The 22,784-nt window shown below is 37.0% G+C and carries 22 protein-coding genes and 1 riboswitch; of the genes, 4 read left to right on the top strand and 18 right to left on the bottom strand.

Going from position 1 to position 22,784, the window contains the following annotated elements:
• Positions 1–10: 10 nt before the first annotated feature.
• The gene (locus MKX29_RS13670; protein ID WP_095372014.1) at positions 11–286 is read right to left on the bottom strand and encodes a YutD family protein; all 276 of its coding nucleotides are present in this window, start codon (positions 284–286) and stop codon (positions 11–13) included.
• A 158-nt stretch (positions 287–444) separates the two neighbouring features.
• Between MKX29_RS13670 and MKX29_RS13665 the strand changes: the two genes are divergently transcribed.
• Positions 445–1,029 carry a YhcN/YlaJ family sporulation lipoprotein gene (locus tag MKX29_RS13665; protein WP_224938076.1) on the top strand — a complete coding sequence of 195 codons (585 nt, stop codon included), beginning with the start codon at positions 445–447 and terminating at the stop codon, positions 1,027–1,029.
• A 55-nt stretch (positions 1,030–1,084) separates the two neighbouring features.
• Here MKX29_RS13665 and lipA read toward each other — a convergent pair whose 3' ends face one another.
• A complete protein-coding gene (gene lipA / locus MKX29_RS13660) occupies positions 1,085–2,005 on the bottom strand; it encodes a lipoyl synthase (protein WP_224938077.1) in 921 nt (306 codons plus the stop codon).
• Between the two features lie 251 nt (positions 2,006–2,256).
• Here lipA and MKX29_RS13655 point away from each other — a divergent pair, with 251 nt between their 5' ends.
• Positions 2,257–3,189 carry a M23 family metallopeptidase gene (locus MKX29_RS13655; protein ID WP_341108263.1) on the top strand — a complete coding sequence of 311 codons (933 nt, stop codon included), beginning with the start codon at positions 2,257–2,259 and terminating at the stop codon, positions 3,187–3,189.
• A gap of 108 nt (positions 3,190–3,297) precedes the next feature.
• Here MKX29_RS13655 and MKX29_RS13650 read toward each other — a convergent pair whose 3' ends face one another.
• The 11 genes from MKX29_RS13650 to MKX29_RS13600 form a co-directional block, all read right to left on the bottom strand.
• Positions 3,298–4,002, bottom strand: coding sequence for an ABC transporter ATP-binding protein (locus MKX29_RS13650; protein WP_095372011.1), 705 nt, complete (start codon positions 4,000–4,002; stop codon positions 3,298–3,300).
• Complete coding sequence (locus tag MKX29_RS13645) at positions 3,989–4,780, bottom strand: ABC transporter ATP-binding protein (RefSeq protein WP_095372010.1); 792 nt, start codon at positions 4,778–4,780, stop codon at positions 3,989–3,991. The genes MKX29_RS13650 and MKX29_RS13645 overlap by 14 nt, the downstream gene beginning before the upstream one ends.
• Position 4,781: 1 nt before the next feature.
• On the bottom strand, positions 4,782–5,723 hold the full coding sequence (locus MKX29_RS13640) for a branched-chain amino acid ABC transporter permease (RefSeq protein WP_224938079.1): 942 nt from the start codon (positions 5,721–5,723) through the stop codon (positions 4,782–4,784).
• Positions 5,724–5,728: 5 nt separating this feature from the next.
• Positions 5,729–6,604, bottom strand: coding sequence for a branched-chain amino acid ABC transporter permease (locus MKX29_RS13635; RefSeq protein ID WP_224938080.1), 876 nt, complete (start codon positions 6,602–6,604; stop codon positions 5,729–5,731).
• Between the two features lie 241 nt (positions 6,605–6,845).
• Positions 6,846–8,033, bottom strand: coding sequence for an ABC transporter substrate-binding protein (locus MKX29_RS13630; protein WP_224938081.1), 1,188 nt, complete (start codon positions 8,031–8,033; stop codon positions 6,846–6,848).
• Between the two features lie 476 nt (positions 8,034–8,509).
• The gene (locus MKX29_RS13625; RefSeq protein WP_224938082.1) at positions 8,510–10,081 is read right to left on the bottom strand and encodes a Na+/H+ antiporter NhaC family protein; all 1,572 of its coding nucleotides are present in this window, start codon (positions 10,079–10,081) and stop codon (positions 8,510–8,512) included.
• A gap of 172 nt (positions 10,082–10,253) precedes the next feature.
• A riboswitch (Lysine riboswitch) is annotated at positions 10,254–10,438 on the bottom strand.
• A gap of 124 nt (positions 10,439–10,562) precedes the next feature.
• The gene (locus MKX29_RS13620; protein WP_224938083.1) at positions 10,563–10,865 is read right to left on the bottom strand and encodes a YunC family protein; all 303 of its coding nucleotides are present in this window, start codon (positions 10,863–10,865) and stop codon (positions 10,563–10,565) included.
• 61 nt (positions 10,866–10,926) lie between these two features.
• Positions 10,927–11,772, bottom strand: a complete 846-nt coding sequence (locus MKX29_RS13615) for a DUF72 domain-containing protein (protein WP_224938084.1) — start codon at positions 11,770–11,772, stop codon at positions 10,927–10,929.
• A 325-nt stretch (positions 11,773–12,097) separates the two neighbouring features.
• Positions 12,098–14,083 carry an iron ABC transporter permease gene (locus MKX29_RS13610; protein ID WP_341106060.1) on the bottom strand — a complete coding sequence of 662 codons (1,986 nt, stop codon included), beginning with the start codon at positions 14,081–14,083 and terminating at the stop codon, positions 12,098–12,100.
• Between the two features lie 4 nt (positions 14,084–14,087).
• Positions 14,088–15,059, bottom strand: coding sequence for an ABC transporter substrate-binding protein (locus tag MKX29_RS13605; protein ID WP_224938086.1), 972 nt, complete (start codon positions 15,057–15,059; stop codon positions 14,088–14,090).
• Positions 15,060–15,413: 354 nt separating this feature from the next.
• Complete coding sequence (locus MKX29_RS13600; RefSeq protein WP_224938087.1) at positions 15,414–15,560, bottom strand: lmo0937 family membrane protein; 147 nt, start codon at positions 15,558–15,560, stop codon at positions 15,414–15,416.
• Positions 15,561–15,720: 160 nt separating this feature from the next.
• Here MKX29_RS13600 and MKX29_RS13595 point away from each other — a divergent pair, with 160 nt between their 5' ends.
• Positions 15,721–17,025, top strand: a complete 1,305-nt coding sequence (locus MKX29_RS13595; protein ID WP_341106055.1) for a lysine N(6)-hydroxylase/L-ornithine N(5)-oxygenase family protein — start codon at positions 15,721–15,723, stop codon at positions 17,023–17,025.
• A 61-nt stretch (positions 17,026–17,086) separates the two neighbouring features.
• Here the strand turns inward: MKX29_RS13595 and MKX29_RS13590 are convergent, their stop codons facing one another.
• Complete coding sequence (locus tag MKX29_RS13590; protein ID WP_341106054.1) at positions 17,087–17,884, bottom strand: SDR family oxidoreductase; 798 nt, start codon at positions 17,882–17,884, stop codon at positions 17,087–17,089.
• Positions 17,885–18,001: 117 nt separating this feature from the next.
• Between MKX29_RS13590 and MKX29_RS13585 the strand changes: the two genes are divergently transcribed.
• Positions 18,002–18,556: a TetR/AcrR family transcriptional regulator gene (locus MKX29_RS13585; RefSeq protein WP_251163578.1), complete on the top strand. Its 555-nt coding sequence runs from the start codon at positions 18,002–18,004 to the stop codon at positions 18,554–18,556.
• Positions 18,557–18,661: 105 nt separating this feature from the next.
• Here MKX29_RS13585 and MKX29_RS13580 read toward each other — a convergent pair whose 3' ends face one another.
• The 4 genes from MKX29_RS13580 to MKX29_RS13565 all read right to left on the bottom strand — a co-directional run bounded on the left by MKX29_RS13580 (position 18,662) and on the right by MKX29_RS13565 (position 22,719).
• Complete coding sequence (locus tag MKX29_RS13580) at positions 18,662–19,744, bottom strand: N-acetylmuramoyl-L-alanine amidase (RefSeq protein ID WP_341106051.1); 1,083 nt, start codon at positions 19,742–19,744, stop codon at positions 18,662–18,664.
• A gap of 719 nt (positions 19,745–20,463) precedes the next feature.
• Positions 20,464–20,880: a hypothetical protein gene (locus MKX29_RS13575; protein ID WP_341106049.1), complete on the bottom strand. Its 417-nt coding sequence runs from the start codon at positions 20,878–20,880 to the stop codon at positions 20,464–20,466.
• Complete coding sequence (locus tag MKX29_RS13570) at positions 20,877–21,446, bottom strand: replication-relaxation family protein (RefSeq protein ID WP_341106047.1); 570 nt, start codon at positions 21,444–21,446, stop codon at positions 20,877–20,879. The genes MKX29_RS13575 and MKX29_RS13570 overlap by 4 nt, the downstream gene beginning before the upstream one ends.
• The gene (locus tag MKX29_RS13565; protein WP_341106045.1) at positions 21,394–22,719 is read right to left on the bottom strand and encodes an FtsK/SpoIIIE domain-containing protein; all 1,326 of its coding nucleotides are present in this window, start codon (positions 22,717–22,719) and stop codon (positions 21,394–21,396) included. The genes MKX29_RS13570 and MKX29_RS13565 overlap by 53 nt, the downstream gene beginning before the upstream one ends.
• Positions 22,720–22,784 lie beyond the last annotated feature (65 nt).

Below are 22,784 nucleotides of genomic sequence, written 5' to 3'. Positions count from 1 at the left end.
TCAGCTTTTTCTATTGCTTCACTCTTTTTACAACGAAATAAGGACAACCAAAATTACAATATTCGTATAAATACTCTGTCAAAGTGCTAATTTTCGTATCATACGTCGCTTTTTGATTCTGATCGTCAAAAAAACCTCTAAGTCTTAGTTGGCCGTATCCCCAGTCACCTACAATATAATCATAACGATTTAATATTTCACTATATCGACCCCGAAAAGCTTCTTCATTAAATCCGTCTCTAATATCTTCAATTACTTCATAACATGCGTTTTGTATACAAACCAATTGATCTCACCTCTTTTTCATTGGCTCACTAATTAAATTATAAAGAAAGTTAACGTCTATGTACAATAGTCCTATTTTAAATTATAACTGATTCACCATCAATTACTAAGGAAAAAAACGAAAGAATCGGAAAAGATATTGTTAAGGGGGTGTTTCTGATGAAAAAAATGATAATGTTCATCGGGATATCCAGTATGGTTGCTCTCACTGGATGTCAAGCAGCCGATCATTCCGCTAAAGGTGATATTTATCCCGAAAGTGGCAATACGGTTAATGTGAATGATCAGCGAACAGATATTTACAATACTAGTCAGCAAAGTAGTGAAGATTTCGGATACGTTCGTCATCAAAAAAGTCCTATTTATGGAGAAAAGGTATCCAATGAACATTATGCTGCCATTAATCGTGAAAAAGTGGCTGATATTATCGGAAAATATTGTACTGAACTTCCAAATGTGGATGATGTGTCTACATTAGTGACAGACAATGAAGTGTTAATTGTTTACAATACGGATTCAGATAATCGTGAATCAACTGCTACACAAGTAGAAAAAATGGCAGAATCAGTTGTTCCCGGATGGTTTGATATTTATACGACTGACAATACCAATCTCCGCAAAGAAATAGAAAGTTATTCTACGATGGATGCAGATAGTGAGCACACCCATTATGGTATTGATCAATTAACGAGCCAAATGAAAAAAGCCGATATTAACAAGTCTGAAAAGATGTCAAATAAGTAACGCTGTGAAATATCAAAAGAGGATTAGCTCCTTTAGCTAATCCCCTTTCTTGTGTTTACGCTTCTTTCGCGTCTACTTCACCCATTTGTTGTCTTTGCTTAGCTGCTGCATTTACTTGTTCATCTGCATGATAGGAAGAACGAACCATTGGACCTGCTTCACAATGGCTAAACCCTTTGGACATTGCAATTTCCCTTAATTCATTAAACTCATCTGGATGATAATATTTTACAACTTTTATATGTTTTTTAGATGGTTGTAGATATTGACCAATCGTCATAATATCTACGTCATGCGCTCGCAAATCATCCATCGTTTGAATGATTTCTTCTTTTGTTTCCCCTAGCCCCACCATTAAACTTGATTTGGTTGGAATTTCAGGTTGCATTTCTTTAGAACGTTGTAAAAATTCAAGTGATCGTTTATATGTAGCACGCGCTCTTACTCTTGGCGTCAGTCTTTCTACTGTTTCAATATTATGGTTTAAGATATCTGGTTTTGCATCCATTACTGTTTTAAGATTTTCATATACCCCGCCCATATCAGAAGGTAAAACCTCTACAGTTGTAAATGGACTTTTTCTTCTAATGGCACGAATCGTTTCCGCTAAAATAGCTGATCCACCATCTTTTAAATCATCTCGCGCAACCACTGTAATAACTGCATGTTTTAAATTCATTAAAGCGACAGAATCAGCTACGCGTTCTGGTTCTTCCCAATCAAGCTCAGTTGGCAGTCCTGTTTTGACCGCACAAAAACGACAGGCTCTTGTACAAACAGAACCTAAGATCATAAATGTTGCTGTCCTTCTTACCGCCCAACATTCATGAATATTTGGGCATTTTGCCTCTTCACATACAGTATGAAGATTCTTTTCTCTCATCATTTTCTTTAATCCGGTGTAGTTTTTATTAGTGTTTAACTTTATTTTCAACCAATCCGGCTTACGTAAATGTTCATCTTTCTTAGTCGTCATTCTTCTTCACTCCATCCCAGAATTTCAAAAAGACGCTTTTTTTATCATCATTTTTATCTAGAGAGTCTTACAGAAGCAACTTTAACACATGGAAGTAGATAGAACAACCTCGTTCATTAAAAACCTTCCAATATTTTATATTTATCGTTTTTCTATTTTATCACAAACTATAACAGTAATTAGAAGAGAAGGGAGGTTTATTGGTGCGAGTTTTCACATTACTTATCACCTTAACAACGGTCTTATCCTTTATGCAACCAGAAACGGCAGCAGCCTCCGAATTAGATGATATTTACGCAAAAAGAATGGCGCTTTATGAAAGAATTGAAACAGTCACGACCATTCCTTGGTATTATCTTGCTGCCATCGATCAATATGAAAGAAATGTAAGACAATCAAGACGAGACTTACCTAAAGCTGAAGGGATTACTGGCATTTACTTTAAACCGGAGGAATGGGTTGGTTTCACAAACCCAAACATAAATGACGAAGATCCAAAGACGATAGAGTTCTTTAATGGTATTGGCTTTGATGGTGATGGTGACGGAAAAGCAAGTTTAGATAGTGATGACGATGTATTGTACGCATTTGCTAACTTTCTACTTCGTTATGGTACGGATTATGAGAACATTAAAATTGGTATTTGGAACTATTATAAACGTGATAAATCGGTCAGAATTATTATGGGAAAGGCAAAGCTTTATCAAAACTATGGGAGACTTAACTTAGATGAACATGTTTTTCCTGTCCCGATTGGTACTCATTATAGCTATCGTAGTACATGGGGAAGTGCGAGAGGTTGGGGTGGTAGAAGAATCCATGAAGGAACAGATATTTTTGCTGATTACGGATTACCAGTTAGAGCTACCAGCTATGGTATTGTCGAAATGAAAGGCTGGAATAAATATGGTGGTTGGCGAATTGGTATTCGCGATATCAACAATAACTATCACTATTACGCTCACCTAAGCGGATTTTCTGATGATTTAAAAGTTGGTCAAATTGTTGAACCTGGCAAAGTCATTGGTGGTGTCGGTAGTTCTGGCTATGGACCAAAAGGGACTTCGGGAAAATTCCCTCCACACCTCCATTATGGTATATATAAGGATAATGGCTATACTGAATGGTCGTACGATCCATACCCTCATTTGAATCTTTGGGAAAAACAAGAAAGAGCAAAGTAAACGAGGAATAGATGACGCCTTCTTGTTAGAAGCGGCATCTAACTCCTCGCTTTTTGAATTTCGCTTGAGCAATGATCCATTACCCAATATTTTGTTAACGGGTTCTTTTTATCCGCCTAAATAAGCCATACGGATTTCATCACTTTCTTGTAAATCTTTTGCTGATCCGGTGAGCACTACTTTTCCAGTTTCAAGGACATACCCTCTTTTCGCAATAGAGAGGGCCATATGCGCATTTTGTTCAACAAGTAAAATCGTTGTTCCATTTGTTTCATTAATTTCTTCTATAATACTGAAGATGGTCTTAACCATAATTGGGGCAAGGCCCATGGATGGTTCATCTAACAAAAGCAACTTAGGTCTAGCCATAATGGCTCTGCCCATCGCTAACATTTGTTGTTCTCCGCCTGATAAAGTTCCGGAAAGCTGTCCTTTTCTTTCGAATAATCGCGGGAAAAGTTCATAGACTTTCTGGATATCTTTTTGTACTTCTTTATCTTTTCTCACAAAAGCGCCTAGTTCTAAATTTTCTTCTACAGTCATATTCGAGAACACGCGTCTTCCCTCTGGTACATGCGATATCCCAGCCTTTACAATCGTTTGTGCTTGTTTACCAACAATCGATTGATTCTCATATTGAATCACGCCTTGCTTCGGCTTTAATAATCCTGATAACGTTTTTAATAGCGTGCTTTTCCCTGCTCCGTTTGCACCAATTAAAGTGACAATCTCTCCTTCTAATACCTCTAACGAGACGCCCTTTAATGCATGAATATTCCCATAGTAAACATCTATTCCATCAACCTTGAGCATCCGAAGAAACCTCCTCTCCGAGATAAGCCTCGATTACTTTTGGGTTACTTCTAATTTCTTCTGGCAACCCTTCGGCAATTAATTGCCCATGGTCAAGCACATAAATTCTTTCACATATCCCCATAACTAAATTCATATCGTGCTCAATTAAGAGTATTGTTAAATCAAACTTCTCTCTAATAAAGCGAATGAGCTCCATAAGGTCATGTGTTTCTTGTGGGTTCATACCGGCAGCCGGCTCATCTAACAGCAAAAGCTTTGGTCCAGCCGCTAATGCTCTTGCGATTTCTAATCGCCTTTGTTGTCCATATGGCAAGTTTTTAGCTAATTCATCCTTCACATGTTCGAGCTGAAAAATACGTAATAGTTCTATTGATTTGTCTTCCATTTCTTTTTCTCCGTTAAAATGAGAAGGCAACCGGAGAATCGAGCTTAACATCGAATGTTTCGCACGCGAATGATTCGCTACTTTTACATTATCTAACACAGAAAGATCATTGAATAAACGAATATTTTGAAACGTCCTACTGATTCCTTTCCTTGTCACCTGATAGGGAGGGAGTCCGTTTAAACGTACACCTTCTAAGAAAATATCTCCTTCAGTCGGCACGTAGACACCAGTTAATAGGTTGAAGCTGGTCGTTTTCCCTGCTCCGTTTGGACCAATCAAACCGATCAGTTCCCCTTGGTGAATTTCCAAATCGAATCCTGAAACAGCTTTTAAACCGCCAAAAGAAATACCAGCTTGATTGACTTTTAATAATGGTTGATTCTCCATTTTAGCTTCCTCCTTTCACGCTTTTACGTTTAAAGAGGTCCGTAATTTCCTTTGTCCCCAATAAACCTTGCGGACGGTAAAGCATAACTAGAATGAGCACGGCACTATAGATTATCATTCGTGTTTCAGGATAACTTTGTAAAAATGTGGAGATAATCGTTAACAAAATAGCCGAGATAACCGCCCCAGATAGACTGCCTAATCCCCCTAATACGACGAAAATGAGGATATCAAATGATTTCAAAAAACCAAATTGAACGGGTTGAATAATATAAAAATTATGAGCATATAACCCCCCTGCGATTCCTGCGAAAAAAGACCCAATGGCAAATGCCGCTACTTTATAATAGGTCGTATTAATACCCATCGCATCGGCAGCGATTTCATTTTCTCTAATCGATATACATGCGCGACCATGCCTTGAATTTGTAAAATTCACAATCACTAATACGGTAATAAATAAGCAGATGAAGGCCGAAGTCCAAGTTGTCATCTTTGTGACCTGCATACCTGCTGCTCCACCTACTGCATCAATATTTAAGAAAATGATGCGGATAATCTCTGCAAATCCTAATGTTGCAATCGCTAAATAATCACCACGTAACCTTAAAGAAGGTATCCCAACAATTAAGCCAGTTAAAGCGGCAACAATCCCACCAATAATAAGTGCAATAGGAAATGGAAGTGAAAGTTTCATCGTTACAATTGCTGAAATGTAAGCCCCAACAGCTAAAAAACCAGCATGTCCGATTGAAAATTGTCCTGTAATGCCAATAACTAAATGTAAACTGACGGCCAAAATAATATTAATACAAATATAAACAAGTGTATTCACATGATAATTATTAATCATTCCAGTATTTGCAGCCATCTGAACTGCAAAATAAACAATAATGGAGAGAATAACAAACAACCAGAAACCTTTGATCTTCTTCGTATTCATCCTTTTTACACCTTCTCTCTTGCATTTTTGCCAAAGATACCTGATGGCTTGAATAAAAGGATTAAAATGAGAATGACAAATGCTGCCGCGTCTCTCCATAAAGAGTAACCAAGGCCACTAACAACCGTTTCAACTACGCCTAACACAAGGCCACCAACCATCGCTCCAGGAATAATACCGATGCCACCTAGTACAGCTGCAACAAAAGCCTTTAATCCTGGAATCACGCCCATTAACGGTTCTATTTTTGTATAATACACACCAAAGAAAACACCTGCTGCCCCGGCCAAGGAAGAGCCAATAGCAAATGTGGCGGAAATGGTTGTGTTTACATTAATCCCCATCAACCTTGCAGCATCCATATCATGTGACACAGCCCGCATTGCTTTACCGATTTTGGTTTTATGAACAATAAATTGTAGAACGATCATTAGCACAATCGAAGTGCCTAAAATCATAAGTGATTGACTACTGATTTGTGCACCCAAAATATTATAGGTTTGATTGCTAATGACTTCAGGATAAGCTTCTGGTTGTGCACCTCTAAAGTAAATAAATAAGTACTGTATAAATAAAGAAATCCCTATCGCTGTAATGAGGGCAGCAATTCGCGTAGAACCTCTCAACCTTCGATATGCTACTCGCTCAATTAACATACCCATCCCTGCACAGACAGCCATTGCAATAATTAAGGCAGGAAAGAATCCTAACCCCCATCCAGCAATCGCATAAAAACCAACAAACGCCCCAATCATAAATACTTCACCGTGGGCAAAGTTAATCAATTTGATAATTCCATAAACCATTGTATAGCCTAAAGCAATCAGTGCATAAATACTTCCTAACGATATCCCATTTACTAACTGTTGAATCCAATCCATGAATCCCCACTCCTCTTCAAATAACCCGAATAGCTTCAGATAGAGAGTGACAGCTAGCGAAGACGCTATGCTGAATATCTCCTCATAAGGTAATAATTGACACGCTAATTTCAAAAAACCATTGCTCCTGAGCAATCTTGGACTATGAGATTATTAGCTATCACATCAGGAATTACCCTTTCATATCTGATAAAAAAAATGGAAGGCCCACTCGCTCCTCCCATTTTAATACAGCCTCATTTTAAGGATTTACTTTCGTTTTGAAGACTTGCTCCCCATCCTTATATTCCAATACAGTAGCTGATTTAATTGGGTTATGATCTTCATCAACTGAAATGATACCCGTTACAAGAGTTAAATCTTTCGTCTCAGCTAAGGCATCTTTGATTTTCTTCGCATCACTTGTACTTTCGGCACGCTCCATGGCATCTTTCAACATATATACAGAGTCATAACCTAATGCATTAAAAGCATCTGGTGATGAACCATTATATTTTTCACCAAACTTTGTTACAAAGGATTGAATCGTCTCGTCTGGATCACCCGAAGAATAATGGTTTGTTATAAACGTATTATTTAAGGAATCCCCTCCGGCTAATTCAACTAGCTTTGGTGAATCCCAACCGTCAGCACCCATTAGCGGTACGTCAATACCCATTTCTCGTCCTTGTTTGACAATAAGTCCTACTTCTTCATAATAACCAGGGATAAAAATAAATTCGGGATTAGCTGATTTAATTCTTGTAAGTGTGGACCTGAAATCAGTATCCTTCGCCACATACGATTCTTCGGCTACTATTTTCCCACCTGCTGCTTCGAAAGTTTCTTTAAAGGAAGCTGCTAAACCTTTTGCGTAATCACTTGCGTTATCAGCATAGATAGCTACATTTTTCACTCCTAATTCATTGGCAGCAAAATTCGCTGCTACTGTTCCTTGGAAAGGATCAATAAACGAGGTACGGAATACAAAATCATTTAAGCTTCCATCATCATTCACTGTTACATTTGGACTCGTACCTGAAGGAGAAAGCAATACCGTCTCTGAATTATTAGCCACTTGTGCTTGAGCAACTGTGTTACCACTTGTAGCAGACCCAATAATAGCTACGACATCATCATTTTCCGTTAATTTAATAGCTGCATTGGTTGCTTCTGCTGCATCCGATTTATTATCGACTTTTACAATTTCTATCTCTTTACCGTCGATTCCACCATCTTTATTAATTTCATCCACAGCCAATTCGATTCCTTCAGCAATTCCTTCACCATATGAGGCAACTGCACCAGAAAGTTCTAGGTTGGCACCTATCTTGACAGTATCACCAGACTCACCACCACCTGCACTATCACTACCACAGCCAGCAAGGAAACCTGCAGCTCCTATAGTAGAAGCTAAAAGAACAGCCGTCATTCTCTTTTTAAAAAACATAATGATCCCCCTCTTTTTGATTATTCCAACAACTAAGAGCATGGTTCAAATCCCCCATATAAACCCCACAAGAAAAGATACCACACAAAAAAGTAGACTAAAATAACCAAAATGTAATATTTTTCTGATAATTGCTATAAATCTAAAAATAGTATAGTATCATTTTATTCATCTGTCAAAACAATCTTTGTGAATAATACTAATATTTAGAATTTTATTAATAGTTTAGAGCGTTAAAGGGTTTCTTTTTCATATGTTTTGTTTGTAAAACTCTATCATTATATTCATAAAATAATTAATAGTAGATAGATATAATGTAGTTCATTCAATTGTTAATAATAGCAATTGAAAATAACTAGCTACTTTTATATAAAGTAAAATAACTTTGCTTATGTAGTAATTTTAGACTTGTAAGATAGAAAAAGAGGAATGAACCGACGAGTTCATTCCTCCTTCCTATATGTTCAAAAGAACTATTATATCGTCTTCTCGGTTTTTGTACCGAACATTTTAACAACAAGTAAAATCCCTGCCATCATAACAATCAAAGCAGCTAATGCAATGATTACACTTCCACTTACACCCAAAATGATATAAGAGATGGCCGCAGCAACAGCTGCTGTAAAGGCATAAGGAAATTGTGTAATGACATGATCAATCAAATTACTTCCTGCACCTGTGGCGGATAAAATAGAAGTATCAGAAATCGGTGAAGCATGATCTCCGAATACTGCCCCTCCAAGTACAGCTGCCATTGCAGGAATCAGCAGGGATATATCTGTAGCTACAGCAATATCACCAGCTATTGGAAGGAGAATGCCAAATGATCCCCAAGATGTCCCTGTACTAAATGCCATAAGTGCCGCAATAATAAATAGGATAACAGGGATAAAATCATGACTCAGATTCGATTGATTAATAACGCTAGCCAAGTATTCCCCTGTACCTATTTGACTAATCAAATCTCCGAGTAACCAAGCAAAGATTAAGATCAATACTGATCCAAACATAGATTTCATCCCAACCCATGTAGCTTTCAAATAAAAATTACTCGTTAGTTTATCATCTTTCTTTAATACTTGAGCAAATTGTACGTAAGCAACAGCTAAACTCAATAATCCTCCGACAATTAATGATAAGGCCACATCTGTGTTTTCTAATAAGGATACTAACGACACATTCCCCTCTGCCCCATTCATGCCTGTCCAAGCCATCATACTCACTGTTCCAATAAATAAAACAATGATTGGCCAAACAAGATGACCAACAGTCCCTTTCGTACTAATAGGTAATTCTTCTTGAACCTCGTCTTTCAACTGTTTCTTCTTATCAAATAGAATTCCTTGTTCAATAGCTTGTTTCTCATGTTTCTTCATTGGACCAAAATCAATTTGCCCAACAACAATGATAAACACCATTATGATTGCCGCCCATACATAAAAATTTAACGGAATGATTTGCATGAAAGCAGAGAAAGCACTATAATCAGTTATTTTATGAGACACTAAAATCGAGCCAATTAAGGCGATAATTGATGCTCCCCAACTTGATATAGGCGATATAACACATAAAGGTGCGGATGTTGAATCAATTAAATAAGCAAGCTTTACACGTGATACTTTTTGTCGATCAGTAACAGGTCGAGATACCTGTCCAACTGTTAACGCATTAAAATAATCATCTATAAACAAAATCATACCTAAAACTACGGTTAATAACTGTGCACCCACTCTCGTTTTCACACGCTTCATTGCCCATTCACCAAAGGCACGACTACCACCCGATAGTGAAATAAATGCAGTAATGCTACCAAGAATAAGTAAGAATAATAGAATGAATATATTCCAAGTATTTAACCCTTCATCTGTTATGAAAAGTGCTATAAACGACGAGAAAAATATTTGTAGCGTATCTAGCGGTTGATATCCTCCAATTAAGATAGCTGCTGTTAACGCCCCTAAACCAAGGGAGAGAATCACCCTTTTTGTTAGTATAACCAAAAGCATCGCTACCAAAGGTGGCAGCACAGAAATAAATGTACCTGTCATAAAAAGACCTCCTATTAGTATAGGAGCTATAGACATGAACGAATGCGTCTCATATCAATTAACGATCAGAGAAAGGTATCCTCCACTTTTCTTTGATCCTTAATTGATAATAAAAAAAGAGTAACGATAGAGATTCTATCATTACCCTTCAAGAAGTAACGTTATTCTCCATCACGACTGTAGCTCCCCATTATGGTTAATATACCTCCATAATGACAGTGTTACTCCTATTTAGAGCAACCCCAACAAATAAATATTGACGTACCTATTTGCTTCGGCAAATCTCCCTTTTATCAAAGTTCACTGTTGTCATCCTCACATTGATTACTAATGATGATTTGCGCCTCTACCCCATCGGATTGATAAGGCATTATTCAATTGTTATACATTATATCAAAATATAATTATTTATGCAAAACTCTATCAAAACCTAAAATATACTTAAATTTATTATTTTTAAGATATAGTAGGATACTATAACCTATACCATTCTTAATAGCGCTTCTCTTCCGATCATCCCTTTTTTAATTCCTAATTCCTCTGCAGCAAAAGTGACTGATTCAAGTGGTGCATCTATTAGTTGTTGAATCGTTTTTACCCCTACGGCTCTACCAGCAATGACATGGCGATCTTTTAATTTTTCATTTAATAACGCAACGTCTAATGCACCACACATGATATATCCATTATCATTTGATACAACTAACAAATTAGTTTTTGGCAGCTCAACGGATACAGTCATAAACGTATGACCATCCAAAATAACAGGCTTTAATTCAACCATGACCGTCCCCCCTTCCCTTTAACAATTTATGTTATAGGTAGAGATTCGGTGTACTCATTAGTTAAAATAAACCGAGTTGTTTTGGAGCTAATCCCTCATATTCAATTCCTAATATTTCTAGAATTTCCTTTGCATTATCCGCTGCGTCACCACCAGAATTATTATTAAATAGTACATAGACGTCCTTCGCCTCTTTTTGTAATTGCTTTAATCGCTCTGCCCACTCCAATAATTCCTTGTGATTATAACGGTATAGATAGCGAACTTCACGCCAATTTGGTTGTTTTTTATTTTGCCATCCATGAACATTACGACCATGCAAGCGGACAAGTACAATTGGATGTCCGCAAGTATGCATTACAATTGGAACAGAGCCCTCCCCTGCTTGTGGTTCATCACAAACGGTATGTATCCATTTCTCTTCCTTGATAAAATTTAAAGTACCTTCTATAAACACAGCTTGATACCAAGACTGATGACGAAATTCAACAGCACATGGTATTTCTCCCATTTGCTGTTTACACCAGCGTAAATATTGAACGTTTTCCTTTTTACAATTAAACCACGGTGGAAATTGAAATAGGACCATCGCTAACTTATTTTCTCTTATATAAGGGGCAAGCGACGCTTTAAAAGCAGCAAACATTTCTTCTTTGGACTCAAAAGGAATCTCTCCCCTTTGATGCCCCGTCATCCCCTGATAAGCTTTCACAACAAATTTAAATGAAGCAGGCGTTTCCCTCACCCACTTTTCCCCGTTCCTTTCTGGCTGTACGGCATAAAAGGAGGCGTCTACCTCAACTGTTGGAAAATGAGCGCCATATTCTAATAGTTTATCTCGGTTAGATACACGCTCCGTATATAGGCTGTCATGATCTCCCCATCCAGTTAAACCAATCCTAATCATTCCATCACCTCATCTACCAATAATCTTCATACTGATTATTTTACCTAAAGGATATAACCATAAACAAGAAACACAATGAAATAAGTGAAAAAGAATCAGTCAAAAACAGAAAAGAAAATTCTTAGAACATTCCATTAGCACTTTACTCATTTTGTGATTGCTCATCGGTATCAAAAAAGGAACCCTTACGCAGTAATAAGGAAAAGCATATAGAAAAAGTACCTTACTGGAGATGGTATAAATCAGATATCCGTTTCTTACTATGAGTTTAAAAGAAATAAAAAATAACCCGAACCATTGTTCAGATTATTTTTTATTAAACAGATTAACTCGCTTTGATTTTGTTCGTTTTCTTCAATAAATAAAGTAAGTATGGTGCACCAATTAAAGAAACAATTATTCCAGCAGGTATTTCTTTAGGAGCTAAAACGACTCTTCCAAGAAAATCAGCTGAAATAAGTAAAATCCCGCCAATTACTATGGTTAATGGCAGTAATTGTAGTAGCTTCGGACCGACCAGTTGTCTAGCAATATGTGGAGCTAGTAAACCGATAAATCCAATTGCTCCAACCACTGATACACTGATGCTTGACAACATAACAGCTAGTATAATCATAAACATACGCATTTTACTAGTTTTCACACCTAAACCAATGGATAGTTCATCACTCAATGATAAGATCTCGAATGTATTGGCCATATAGAGAATAACCGGAAAGAGTAGTAACGATGTTATCATCACAATTACTAGGTCACTCCAGCTTGTCCCATAGGTGCTACCAGCAAGCCATGTTAAAGCTTGTGATGCATGAAGGTTCGCACGTACTAATAAAATCTGTATAATAGCAGAACCTACCGCAGATATAGCAACACCCATTAATAATAGAATCATCGGTTGATAACCGCTCCGCGCACTAATAAACAATACAATTCCCATTGTAACAAGTGCACCAATTAATGCACCAATTGGAATAAGGACAAAGGGGGCTTGAGGAAAAACAATGAGAACCAACATCGCCACTACACTTGCACCTGAAGTCACACCTAAAACAGAAGCGTCAGCAAGTGGGTTACGTAAAACAGTCTGCATCATTAAACCGCTAGCTGCCATCATCATACCAATTCCGAAGCTGACGACCACTCGAGGCAAGCGAAAATCCCAAACGAAGGTATTATACATCAATTCTCTTGGCAATTCTAAAAGACTAGTGAAACTTGTTCCCCCAAACGACAGGCTAAACCCTACTAATCCAAGAACGGCGAGAGATATGAGGAGATAAAATCTTTTAATATGCTTAATTCGCACTTTCCCCTCTAATGCTCCTCCAGCAGTTCTCGTTTTCCTACTTACCTTTAAGGCTAAATAGACTAACCAGGGTGCTCCTATAATGGCCGTCATTGCTCCTACAGGTAATTCGGACATACTAGAAATCATACGAACAAAGATGTCAGCACATATGAGTAAGCCTGCACCGACCACTATATTTCCTATTAGCATGGATCGATGCTTTCTAAAGCCCATTAAACGAACAATATGTGGAGCCATAATACCAACAAAGCCAATGGGGCCTACTACTGTAACAGAGACAGCAGCTAATATAATTGCAATGCCCCAACCTATTAATTTACTTATCATCACATTTTGTCCTAATCCTACAGCTACATCTTCCCCCAACAGTAAAGCGTCAAAACGATGACCTATTATAAAGGCAAAAAGAAGAGTGAAGAGAACCCATGGCAAAGCAAATTGAACGCCACTCCAATCAAGCTGTAACAATGTTCCCGCTCCCCATAAAAACAACCCGGACACTTCATTTTCATATAAAAGCTGCAGGGCACTAGTAAATGAAGAAAACAACATTGTTACTATCAATCCAGTTAATGCGATTCTAATAGGATCCAATGCTCTACCTACTAAAAAACTAACAATTAAAGCGGCTATGATTCCCCCAAGCATCGTCACGAAAAATGGAAAGGCACCATTTATAGAAGGAAAGAAAATGGAAAAAAGAACAACAAAGAAAAATGCTCCTGCATGAATGCCTAGTGTACTTGCACTTGCGAGCGGATTTCTTGTCATTGTTTGTAATAACATCCCTGCTACGGCCAGTGCAGCTCCAACTAAACAACCAATTAAAAACCTCGGCATTCTACTATAAAGGAGAAAATTCAGTTCCTGCTCATTATCCCATACTTCCATCCAAAAGCTGAGTAAGCCTGTTGAAGCTTGTCCTTGGCTCAAGTGAATGAGACCAAGAATAATAAACAAGAGCACACATGCCGCAAATAATAGAAAGGGTTTAACTCTCATAACATTACTTCACTAATGTCTCTTCAACATGATCAACTAAAGTTTCCATTGAAAGAACACTACCAAACGTCCACACACCTGCGCCTACATCGTACATCAAATCATTTTCTACAAAGTATAAAGAATTCCAAGCTTTGTTTCCTTCTAAATTACTAAATAACGGATCATCTTTTTGTACAGTATGAAGAAATATAGCTTCTTCGTACTTAGATACACCCTCTACATTTGTTGTAATAAAACCACTCGGCTGTGGATCTTGATCCTGTATTTTATTCGTCAATCCTATACCTTCAAGTGTATGGCTCACCGTTGAGTTTTCTGTAAATAATCGAAAGGTCGGGGCTTGATTCGCAGAATAAGCTTGTGTAAAAACAAATTCATTTGTCTTTAATTGAGCTGCAGATATATTCTCTTTCGCTTCTGCCATTTTTTCCTCTAAATGAGCAACTGCCTCGTCAGCCTCTTGTTCTTTACCTACTAGCTTACCTGTCTGCTTTAATGTATGTAACATGTAAGCATATAAGTCTTTTTGAGCTTCCTCTGTAGAACTATCAAAAATCACTACAGGAGCTATTTTTTCAAGGTCCGCTTTAAACTGTTCTTGATATTCCATACCAATAATCACATCGGGCTCTAACTTTGCTATTTCTTCAATATTTGGTTCTGTTCTTAAACCAATATCCACAACACTTTCATCTAATTTAGCATCAATTGTTACCCACTTATTAAAACCCTCTACATCAGCTACTGCAGCTGGTTGTACACCAACAGCTAATAACTCTTCAGCAACGCTCCATTCAAGAGCAACTACTTTCTCCTGAACTCCTTCAAAGCTGCGTTCACCTGACGCATCTTCAATGACAATCGTTTGATTACTATTATTATTCTCTTCTCCACTATTACTCTCTTCTTCCTTTTGCATACAACCAGCTAAAACGAGTACAAATAAAAGCATAATAAAATATAATTTTTTCATTAATCAAAGCTCCATTTCCAAAAAAATTAATTATCACAGCAATCTCATTCAAAGTGAAGAAAATTCCGAAATATTAAAAGCTAATCATTTGAGAATTTAATTTGATTTTAACCTTTCAACAATGATAATCATTCTCATTTTAATGTAAAAAATAGCGTTTGGCAATACACTATTTTATTGCTCACACTTCTATTCATTCTTTAATCAAATTCAATGCTCTTATCTTTAATAAAATCGTATATAATCCATATCATATCTTGAATGAACATTTCTTCAATCAAACGACACAAAGAAAACGCCCACCTTAATGAAGGTGGGCGTTCGTTCTTATATTATTTACCCTCAGATGTCCCGTTAAGGTCTACGTCTTCCAGTAATTAATTGGAATACTAAAACGACGAGTGCAATAACTAATAATAGGTGGACAAGTCCTCCTGCGACATCAAAGCTAAATCCCAAAATCCATAAAATAATTAAAATACCGATAATCGTCCAGAGCATTTTACATTGTCCTTTCTGTTGTGTATTTGTTCGATACTCTTACATACCCCAGAAAAAAAACACTTAAACCTCCAGAACATTTTCTCTATGTTTAGAATATATGAGAGGAAGGGAAAATACAGAATAGATATTTCACCTATTAATGGAAGAAGGGATACTATTGGTCACACCTGTCGTTTATGATTTTATTGGCATTGGCTTAGGACCTTTTAATTTAAGTCTTGCAGCTTTAACTGATCGAGTCAAAGAGATAGATGGATTATTTTTTGAACAAGAAGAGGAGTTTGTTTGGCATCCAGGTATGCTTATAGAGGGCACAGATTTACAGACACCCTTTTTAGCTGATTTAGTAACATTTGCCGACCCAACCAGTCCATATACATTTATCAATTATTTACATACTCATGAGCGTTTATATGCGTTCTACTTTTTCAACCAATTCAACATTCCGCGCAAAGAATATAGTGACTATTGTAGTTGGGTAGCCCATCAATTATCACATTGTTATTTCAGCCATCGTGTAACAAATGTGATAGAAACAAAGGATCATCTTTATCAAGTAACTGTAGAGAATCTACTAAAAAAAGAAGTATCCAACTATTTAACAAAAAATCTCATTATCGGAACTGGCAGTATACCAATGGTCCCAAAAGGATTAGATGGAGATTGGCCAAACAATGAAATTAGTCACTCAAGTGAGTATTTGTTTCATGAGAAGCAATTGAAAAGTGGTCATTCAGTCACTGTAATCGGTTCTGGTCAAAGTGCATCTGAGATTTTTTACGACTTATTGTTAGATCAGAAAAACCACGATTATGAACTAACATGGTTTACAAGATCTTCCGGCCTTTTTCAAAAAGAAGATGCCAAATTAGGGAAAGAATTTTTCTCTCCTGAATATATTCATTATTTCCATCAACTTGATTTTGACCATCGTCTAGAAGCATTAGATTCTTTAAATCAACTACGGAATGGCATTGACCCCGAAACTTTAAAGAAAATTTATAACCTGCTTTACCATCGTTCTATTAGTGGGGAAAAACTCAATGTAACTATCCAACCCTTAACAGAAGCGCAGAAAATAGAGAAAATAGAGAAGACGTACCATCTACATTGTCAACAATGGCAGCAGGAGAAAAAATTTATTCATCAAACGGAAAAGGTCGTCTTAGCAACTGGTTATAAACCTGCCCTACCGAATTGGTTATCGCAATTTGCCGATGAAATCATTTGGGAAGACAATAAACGATTCAAAGTAACGGAAAATTATCAAATTGACTTTAAGAAACAGAAAACAAATCATATCTATACCTTAACCAATATCGAGCATTCCCACGGTGCTAGTGCAACAAATCTAGGCCTATCTGTTCTAAGAAATCAAAAAATCATCAATTCAATTGCTGGAAAAGAAATATACCCTGAACCAACAAAAACGGTTTTTCAGCAATTTTCACCGAAACACTAGTCAATGTTGAGACAGTCAAAAAAGAAACCCTGCTGAAAGTTTATTCAGCAGGGTTTCTTTTTTATTTTAGGTTAGCGACAGTGCCACCGTCGACTCTTAAATCAGTACCAGTAATATAGCTTGCTGCATCACTCACTAGAAACGCAACAGCTGAAGCAATTTCAGGTGATTCTCCTTCACGCTGCAAAGGTGTTTTTTCTAGTAACATCTTCATTTGCTCAGATTGACTAGCTTCCTGTCTACCCATTGGTGTATTAATCGTACCTGGAGAAACAGAAACAATTCGCGCCCCTTTCTGTCCCCACCTCCATGCTTGGTCTTCTACAATTAATAAAACACCTAATTTCGAAAAGCTATAGGCAGCACCAGAATTCGTTTGATAGAAAGGCTCCATCTTCTCGTGTAAATCTTCAGCTAACGGTGCCTTTAGTATTTCGCTATACGGCCCTTCTTTTGGCACCATATGCCCACTCATTGAGGAAATACAGACGGCAACTGTCCCTTTTTTTGCGATTTCATAGAAGGCATCTAAAATGATACTTGTTCCTCTTAAATTAACATCAACAATTCTTTTCGCATCAGCCATCGTCGGTGATAATCCAGCTGTATTGATGATGGACTTTACTTCACCTAATGAATCAGCCGTTTGTGCCAATGCTCGAACATTTTCTTGATCTGTTATATCTACTGTTTGATAATGTACTTGAGTGATTCCTTTGTCATTTAACTCTTGCTGGGTCTGTTTTAATCTCTCTTCATTCACATCGGCGAGCAAAAAGATATCTTCCTTGTTTAACGCTTCTGCAATCGCTTTTCCCATGCCACCTGTGCCACCAGTTATCACATGTACATTTGTCACTTATGTTCCCCTCCGTTATACTTCAATTTACTATCACTTATAATTGTAAAAAAACAAGCCAATACAAACAAACGACATTTTCATTCTAAATGTCCAATTTTAGGAGATGAGGAAACAATGCTACAAAATACATCTGCGAAAGCTTATATCATCACAGCACTACTTGAGCTATTACATCAAAAGACATTCTCTTCTATAACAGTAAAAGAGATTGTAAAAAGAGCAGGCATTAGTCGCTCTACCTTCTATGTCTATTACTATGATAAATATGATTTACTTGATCAACTCTCAAAGGACATTATCAACGAATTTTTAGCGTTTTATCCTCAAGCTAAAAAAAGGCACAATCATCATTTAAAGGTAGAGGAAACAACCAAGGATATATGTAATCATGTCTTTTTTTATCAATCTTTCTATAAAGAACAGTTTCAAAATCCACAATTTATTCACCATCTATCACGAGAACTATCTGCTGCATTGATGCATGTATATAACCATAAAAGCTACGCCTCCTTTTCGAGTTATGGGACAGTAGGCTTTCTGGCTGAATGGGTATACGACTCTTTTCAAATGACACCTGAGGAAGCTGCTTTAGAATTAAGAAAGATAGGGACGACAGATTGGTCAGCTTTACATACAGACATGAAAACGGTGAACTTTAAGGAAAATTGATTATTCCATTAAGGACAGCTACAAGTCAATTGAATTCCTCTATGCAATAATATAAAAAAGCAAGGTGAATACTTCCATTAAAGTAACCTTGCTTTTTATGTTCATTTATTTAACAAAAGTTCCTGCATTTAGTCGTCGTTGCATTTCTTTTACTACGAGGGATGGACGACTTAATACACCATCAGCAACCGTCCCCAAATATATTTGTAACGCTCTTACTGTTTGAGGGCCCATAAAACCATCAGGATTTGCACCAATCAGTCGTTGTAATGCTTTTACCATTGGACTTCCTTGTTTTCCACTAGCAAAGTGAATCGTTCCATCATAGAAGGCATTCGTTACACTATTTTTCGGCTGATTACTGATGATACCATCAACAGGAGTACCAAGTGCTTTTTGTAGTGCTCTCGTTGTTGATTTTCCCCATTTTCCGTCCACATTCAGATTCGCTTTCGGGGCTGTTTGCGGCTTCTTCGGCACTCCTTTTTTGATTTTTTCTAATAAAGCAATGTTTTGCGCCGCCGTACCTTGATAATTATTCATCCCATATTGCTTTGCTAATATTGCTCGATTCTTGAAGGATGAGTCTATTCCTTGTGCGTTGAGATAGTCGACAATACTATTTCCATTCTCAACCGGTTTTGGTTTTGGCTGATTAGAACCGGGTGAAGGGGATCCGAAATTTTCCTCTTCCTGCACCCCATCTACTTTATTCAAAAAATCCTCCCATGTAATGCCCTTATAACCCGCGCGCAATTGTGCGGGGCAGTTTTTCCCTGACCAATCGTGATGTTGTTTAATTCTACTCCGATCCAACCCATACTTGTCCATCAACATTTTGACTAATGCTGCACCATTATTGATTGTCTGTTCATAATCTCCATCGGCATTGATGCACATTTCAATATGAATCGACGCCGTATTCCCCGGACCTCGCCCATCTCCTGCTGCCCAGCACATCACATTATCTTCAAATGATTGTATTGCCATGCGATCATCCACCTGGTAGTGCCAACTAGCTTGTCTTGCATTTAAGTTCGACTGTAAATTAGCATGCATCTGTGCATTTGCTCCGATTCCCATATTTCCTGTTTGATGTGGTGTTATATATTGAATTGTGTTCCCTTTACCATAAGAGCGTTGATTAACCACTTCCTGAGATACCAGCTGCTTTATCACATTAACCATATAAAACACTCTCCTTTCTATAATATATAAGTAAAAAGGACTGCCCGTGTGGACAGCCCTTCATAAAAAATACATATAGAAAGCCTATTTTCTCTATAGAATGGAGGAGTGAAAAGATATAATGATCAATTTACTGATCTGAGTATAAAAGACGCATTTGCTACTCTATTGTTTCAACCTTGTTGTTAGTACAAATGCATTTTGCTCCCCAAAATATAGCGTAGCAACCTAAGACATGATTGACATTCAAAATTATGACAATAACGAACGACTTGCTAAGGTTTTTGGGTGGGAAAATTCCTTGCATTCATCTCACTCTGTAGACAATTACAAAAAAGAGCATGACTGATTAAACCATAAATAACCTCTGACTTAACTCAAAAAAAAGAAGAAGACGAACTAAAAAAGTTCGCCTCATATACTAAAATAAACGAGAAAAAATCTATATCTGCCCGAAACCGGCACGAATAATTTTACTCCAAACAAAAAACCCTTATATAATAAGGGTTTTAAGCATTTATCCAATTGAACCTTCCATCTCGAACTTGATTAAAAATGGATTTCTATCCTTTTCATATCCTTTTAAAAATAGGAGTTTACCTGAATAAACAAGTTATACCTTTTAACAGAATTCATACTTTTTCAATTCGAATCGGCACGAAATCGGCACGTTTGAATACTCTTTCTAAAATAAAATAATTAGTTTCTTCTATTATATATTAAATTGCACTGCCAACTTCTTTTAATACCTTAAGCAGCATCGGCATAATTTGTATAAGTACATACCCAAGAGCTCCATTTTGTATTCCAGTCCATGCTCTATCACTTTTCCCTAACATGAAGAAAAAACACGAACCAATTACAACAACCGAAGAAATAGGGAAACTCAATGCAACCATCAAATCAACTAACGGATCTAATGCGTGTGTCAATATCTCAAGTGACTTATCACCAAGATACTCGGTAGCTCCTACTGGTATGGCTTCGGGTGATGCAGCAAACGCTGGTTTTGCCATGATTAAGGGAACGGCAATTGATGTACCTATTCTTCTAACACCTTTCCAGTTTCTCTTTTTCTCTTTATTTTTATAAGAACCAGACATAAATTCGTTAACGGACATCGTTTGAGTTTTCATTTTAAATCCTCCCAGAGATATATTTTATAGTTCATACCTTCGCAAAGCTTTTCTAACCTGTTTCTTCTATATAAAGTAGTTGTCACCCAAACTAATTGAAATTGTGGATTAAATGTAGATAACTTTCTGTATTTTTTTATCTTTTGTACATTCTTTTGCATGGTTTGTTTATTATCGATTTCTACAAAGTGGTGGATTTTATTAAGAATATAAGCTGCATCTGTTATGAGGGAAAGATTATTGAGGGTTATTTTGACTTCATTGCTCCATGTGGTAGGTCTACCGAGTGAAATGTATAGGTCATTACGCATTAAAAAGTGATTAACTTGTGCCGTTTTCTTTCTTACTTTATCAGCTTGAACAAACTCACGACCTGATGTATTTAAATAATAAACTTTCTTTCTATCTTCCGAAAAATGAGATAAGTATTGGTTCATATTTCTTAAAATTTTTTGAGCGTTGCGATCTTTGCCAAGCTTATGCATTCGTTGCAATTGCTCCCGAGTGAGATAATCACATTTCTTCAAGCTTAAAAGTATCTGTTCGATTCGTTGTTGATTCTTCAAATTTAATAACCTCCTTCGCCAGATATGGCGAAACCTGTCTAGTTATCTCATCATTACTGATGAATGGTGTTTGAATGGTATTAGTCTTTACATTTTTATATAGGCCTCTACCTGGTATCATCGGTAATTGTTCCGCACCTGTCTGACCAAGTGCAGTATTCGATGCTGTAGCATCATCTAGTACATAGCAAAGTCGAATAGGTATATTACGTTTTGTTTGTTGTGGAATAGATTGAGCACTAGGATATTGTGTGGCATAAATCAAATAATATCCTGCTCCCCTCCCCTTACGAGCTATACTTGTTATTGCATCCATAGCAACCGGATGATCAGTTAAGTCTGCTGCTTCATCAATAAAGATAAAATGCCTCTCCTTAATGTCTGCCTCTGTTACATCTTCGTATCCTTTATCTACTATAGATTGGTAGTCCTTGGTCATCTGTTCGTCAATGGTTAGCAACATCCGTTTAGCTTCATCTGGATCACGTGCGAAATTATCCGTTTGTTTCAGATTTTTGAATCGTTGAAATGCTGAGCCACCTTTTAAATCAATGAGATGTAAATGTGTGTGTTCTGGTTGTTGTGCTATAAGTGTTGTGACTGCCAACTTTAGAAACACACTCTTCCCATAACCAGTGGCGCCAGCGATGATAAGGTGTTTATCTTTGTCAAAATTGTGATGTATGATTGATGTCCTTGTATGGCCGACTGGTATGGACCAGGTATCTTTCTTTAATAGGCTATCATCCCATATATACTTTTCTGCAAATCCCTGATTGTAAACTTTAATACGTAGCATGCCATCAAATGATATCTCAATTTCTTTTTTCTTTTTTTGTTTTTTACCTAGATTTTTAATCTGTTTAATAATGTCCTTATTGAGCTTGAGGGAAAGCAAATCGGCAAAGGAATAATCAATCGAGTTATCTTTAATATTCAAACCATCCTCTAATACATGCGTCTTATCCATTACATCTTTAGAAGACATTCCAAGTGGCAGTTGATAAATATACTCCATCCCTCCATCAATTTTTCTTTTCTTTTGAAGACGAATTGTTTTCACTTTCCTTTCTTCCCTGATTGAAAGGCCAGCGTTGTTAAATATCCTTTGTATCTTGTCAGCATCATTACTAAGACTGGATTTTTTGAGGTATGAGTAACCTGCTAAACTCCCCATTAAAGTGGTCGATACAATTTCGAAAATCACACCACCATCTCCTTTTGTATTACGTAGTAATAGTTGCAAGATAAACGTCAATTGATAGGACTGCATCAGCCTTTTAGACTTCTATTGTCCCTTAGTTCGTATTAATGTGCGCCAACCGAATTTGAAAACGA

The organism is Cytobacillus sp. FSL R7-0696, from assembly GCF_038006865.1.
Lineage (GTDB): Bacteria > Bacillota > Bacilli > Bacillales > Cytobacillaceae > Cytobacillus > Cytobacillus kochii.
The sequence above is the reverse complement of the archived record's forward strand: the minus strand, read 5'-3'. Positions and strand labels throughout refer to the sequence as shown.

Excerpts from the sequence above, each read along its gene's own strand:
- MKX29_RS13665 (WP_224938076.1), top strand. The coding sequence starts at position 445 with ATGAAAAAAATGATAATGTTCATCGGGATATCCAGTATGGTTGCTCTC.
- lipA (WP_224938077.1), bottom strand. The coding sequence starts at position 2,005 with ATGACGACTAAGAAAGATGAACATTTACGTAAGCCGGATTGGTTGAAA.
- MKX29_RS13655 (WP_341108263.1), top strand. The coding sequence starts at position 2,257 with ATGCAACCAGAAACGGCAGCAGCCTCCGAATTAGATGATATTTACGCA.
- MKX29_RS13650 (WP_095372011.1), bottom strand. The coding sequence starts at position 4,002 with ATGCTCAAGGTTGATGGAATAGATGTTTACTATGGGAATATTCATGCA.
- MKX29_RS13645 (WP_095372010.1), bottom strand. The coding sequence starts at position 4,780 with ATGGAGAATCAACCATTATTAAAAGTCAATCAAGCTGGTATTTCTTTT.
- MKX29_RS13640 (WP_224938079.1), bottom strand. The coding sequence starts at position 5,723 with ATGAATACGAAGAAGATCAAAGGTTTCTGGTTGTTTGTTATTCTCTCC.
- MKX29_RS13635 (WP_224938080.1), bottom strand. The coding sequence starts at position 6,604 with ATGGATTGGATTCAACAGTTAGTAAATGGGATATCGTTAGGAAGTATT.
- MKX29_RS13630 (WP_224938081.1), bottom strand. The coding sequence starts at position 8,033 with ATGTTTTTTAAAAAGAGAATGACGGCTGTTCTTTTAGCTTCTACTATA.
- MKX29_RS13625 (WP_224938082.1), bottom strand. The coding sequence starts at position 10,081 with ATGACAGGTACATTTATTTCTGTGCTGCCACCTTTGGTAGCGATGCTT.
- MKX29_RS13620 (WP_224938083.1), bottom strand. The coding sequence starts at position 10,865 with ATGGTTGAATTAAAGCCTGTTATTTTGGATGGTCATACGTTTATGACT.
- MKX29_RS13615 (WP_224938084.1), bottom strand. The coding sequence starts at position 11,772 with ATGATTAGGATTGGTTTAACTGGATGGGGAGATCATGACAGCCTATAT.
- MKX29_RS13610 (WP_341106060.1), bottom strand. The coding sequence starts at position 14,083 with ATGAGAGTTAAACCCTTTCTATTATTTGCGGCATGTGTGCTCTTGTTT.
- MKX29_RS13605 (WP_224938086.1), bottom strand. The coding sequence starts at position 15,059 with ATGAAAAAATTATATTTTATTATGCTTTTATTTGTACTCGTTTTAGCT.
- MKX29_RS13600 (WP_224938087.1), bottom strand. The coding sequence starts at position 15,560 with ATGCTCTGGACGATTATCGGTATTTTAATTATTTTATGGATTTTGGGA.
- MKX29_RS13585 (WP_251163578.1), top strand. The coding sequence starts at position 18,002 with ATGCTACAAAATACATCTGCGAAAGCTTATATCATCACAGCACTACTT.
- MKX29_RS13580 (WP_341106051.1), bottom strand. The coding sequence starts at position 19,744 with ATGGTTAATGTGATAAAGCAGCTGGTATCTCAGGAAGTGGTTAATCAA.
- MKX29_RS13575 (WP_341106049.1), bottom strand. The coding sequence starts at position 20,880 with ATGAAAACTCAAACGATGTCCGTTAACGAATTTATGTCTGGTTCTTAT.
- MKX29_RS13565 (WP_341106045.1), bottom strand. The coding sequence starts at position 22,719 with ATGCAGTCCTATCAATTGACGTTTATCTTGCAACTATTACTACGTAAT.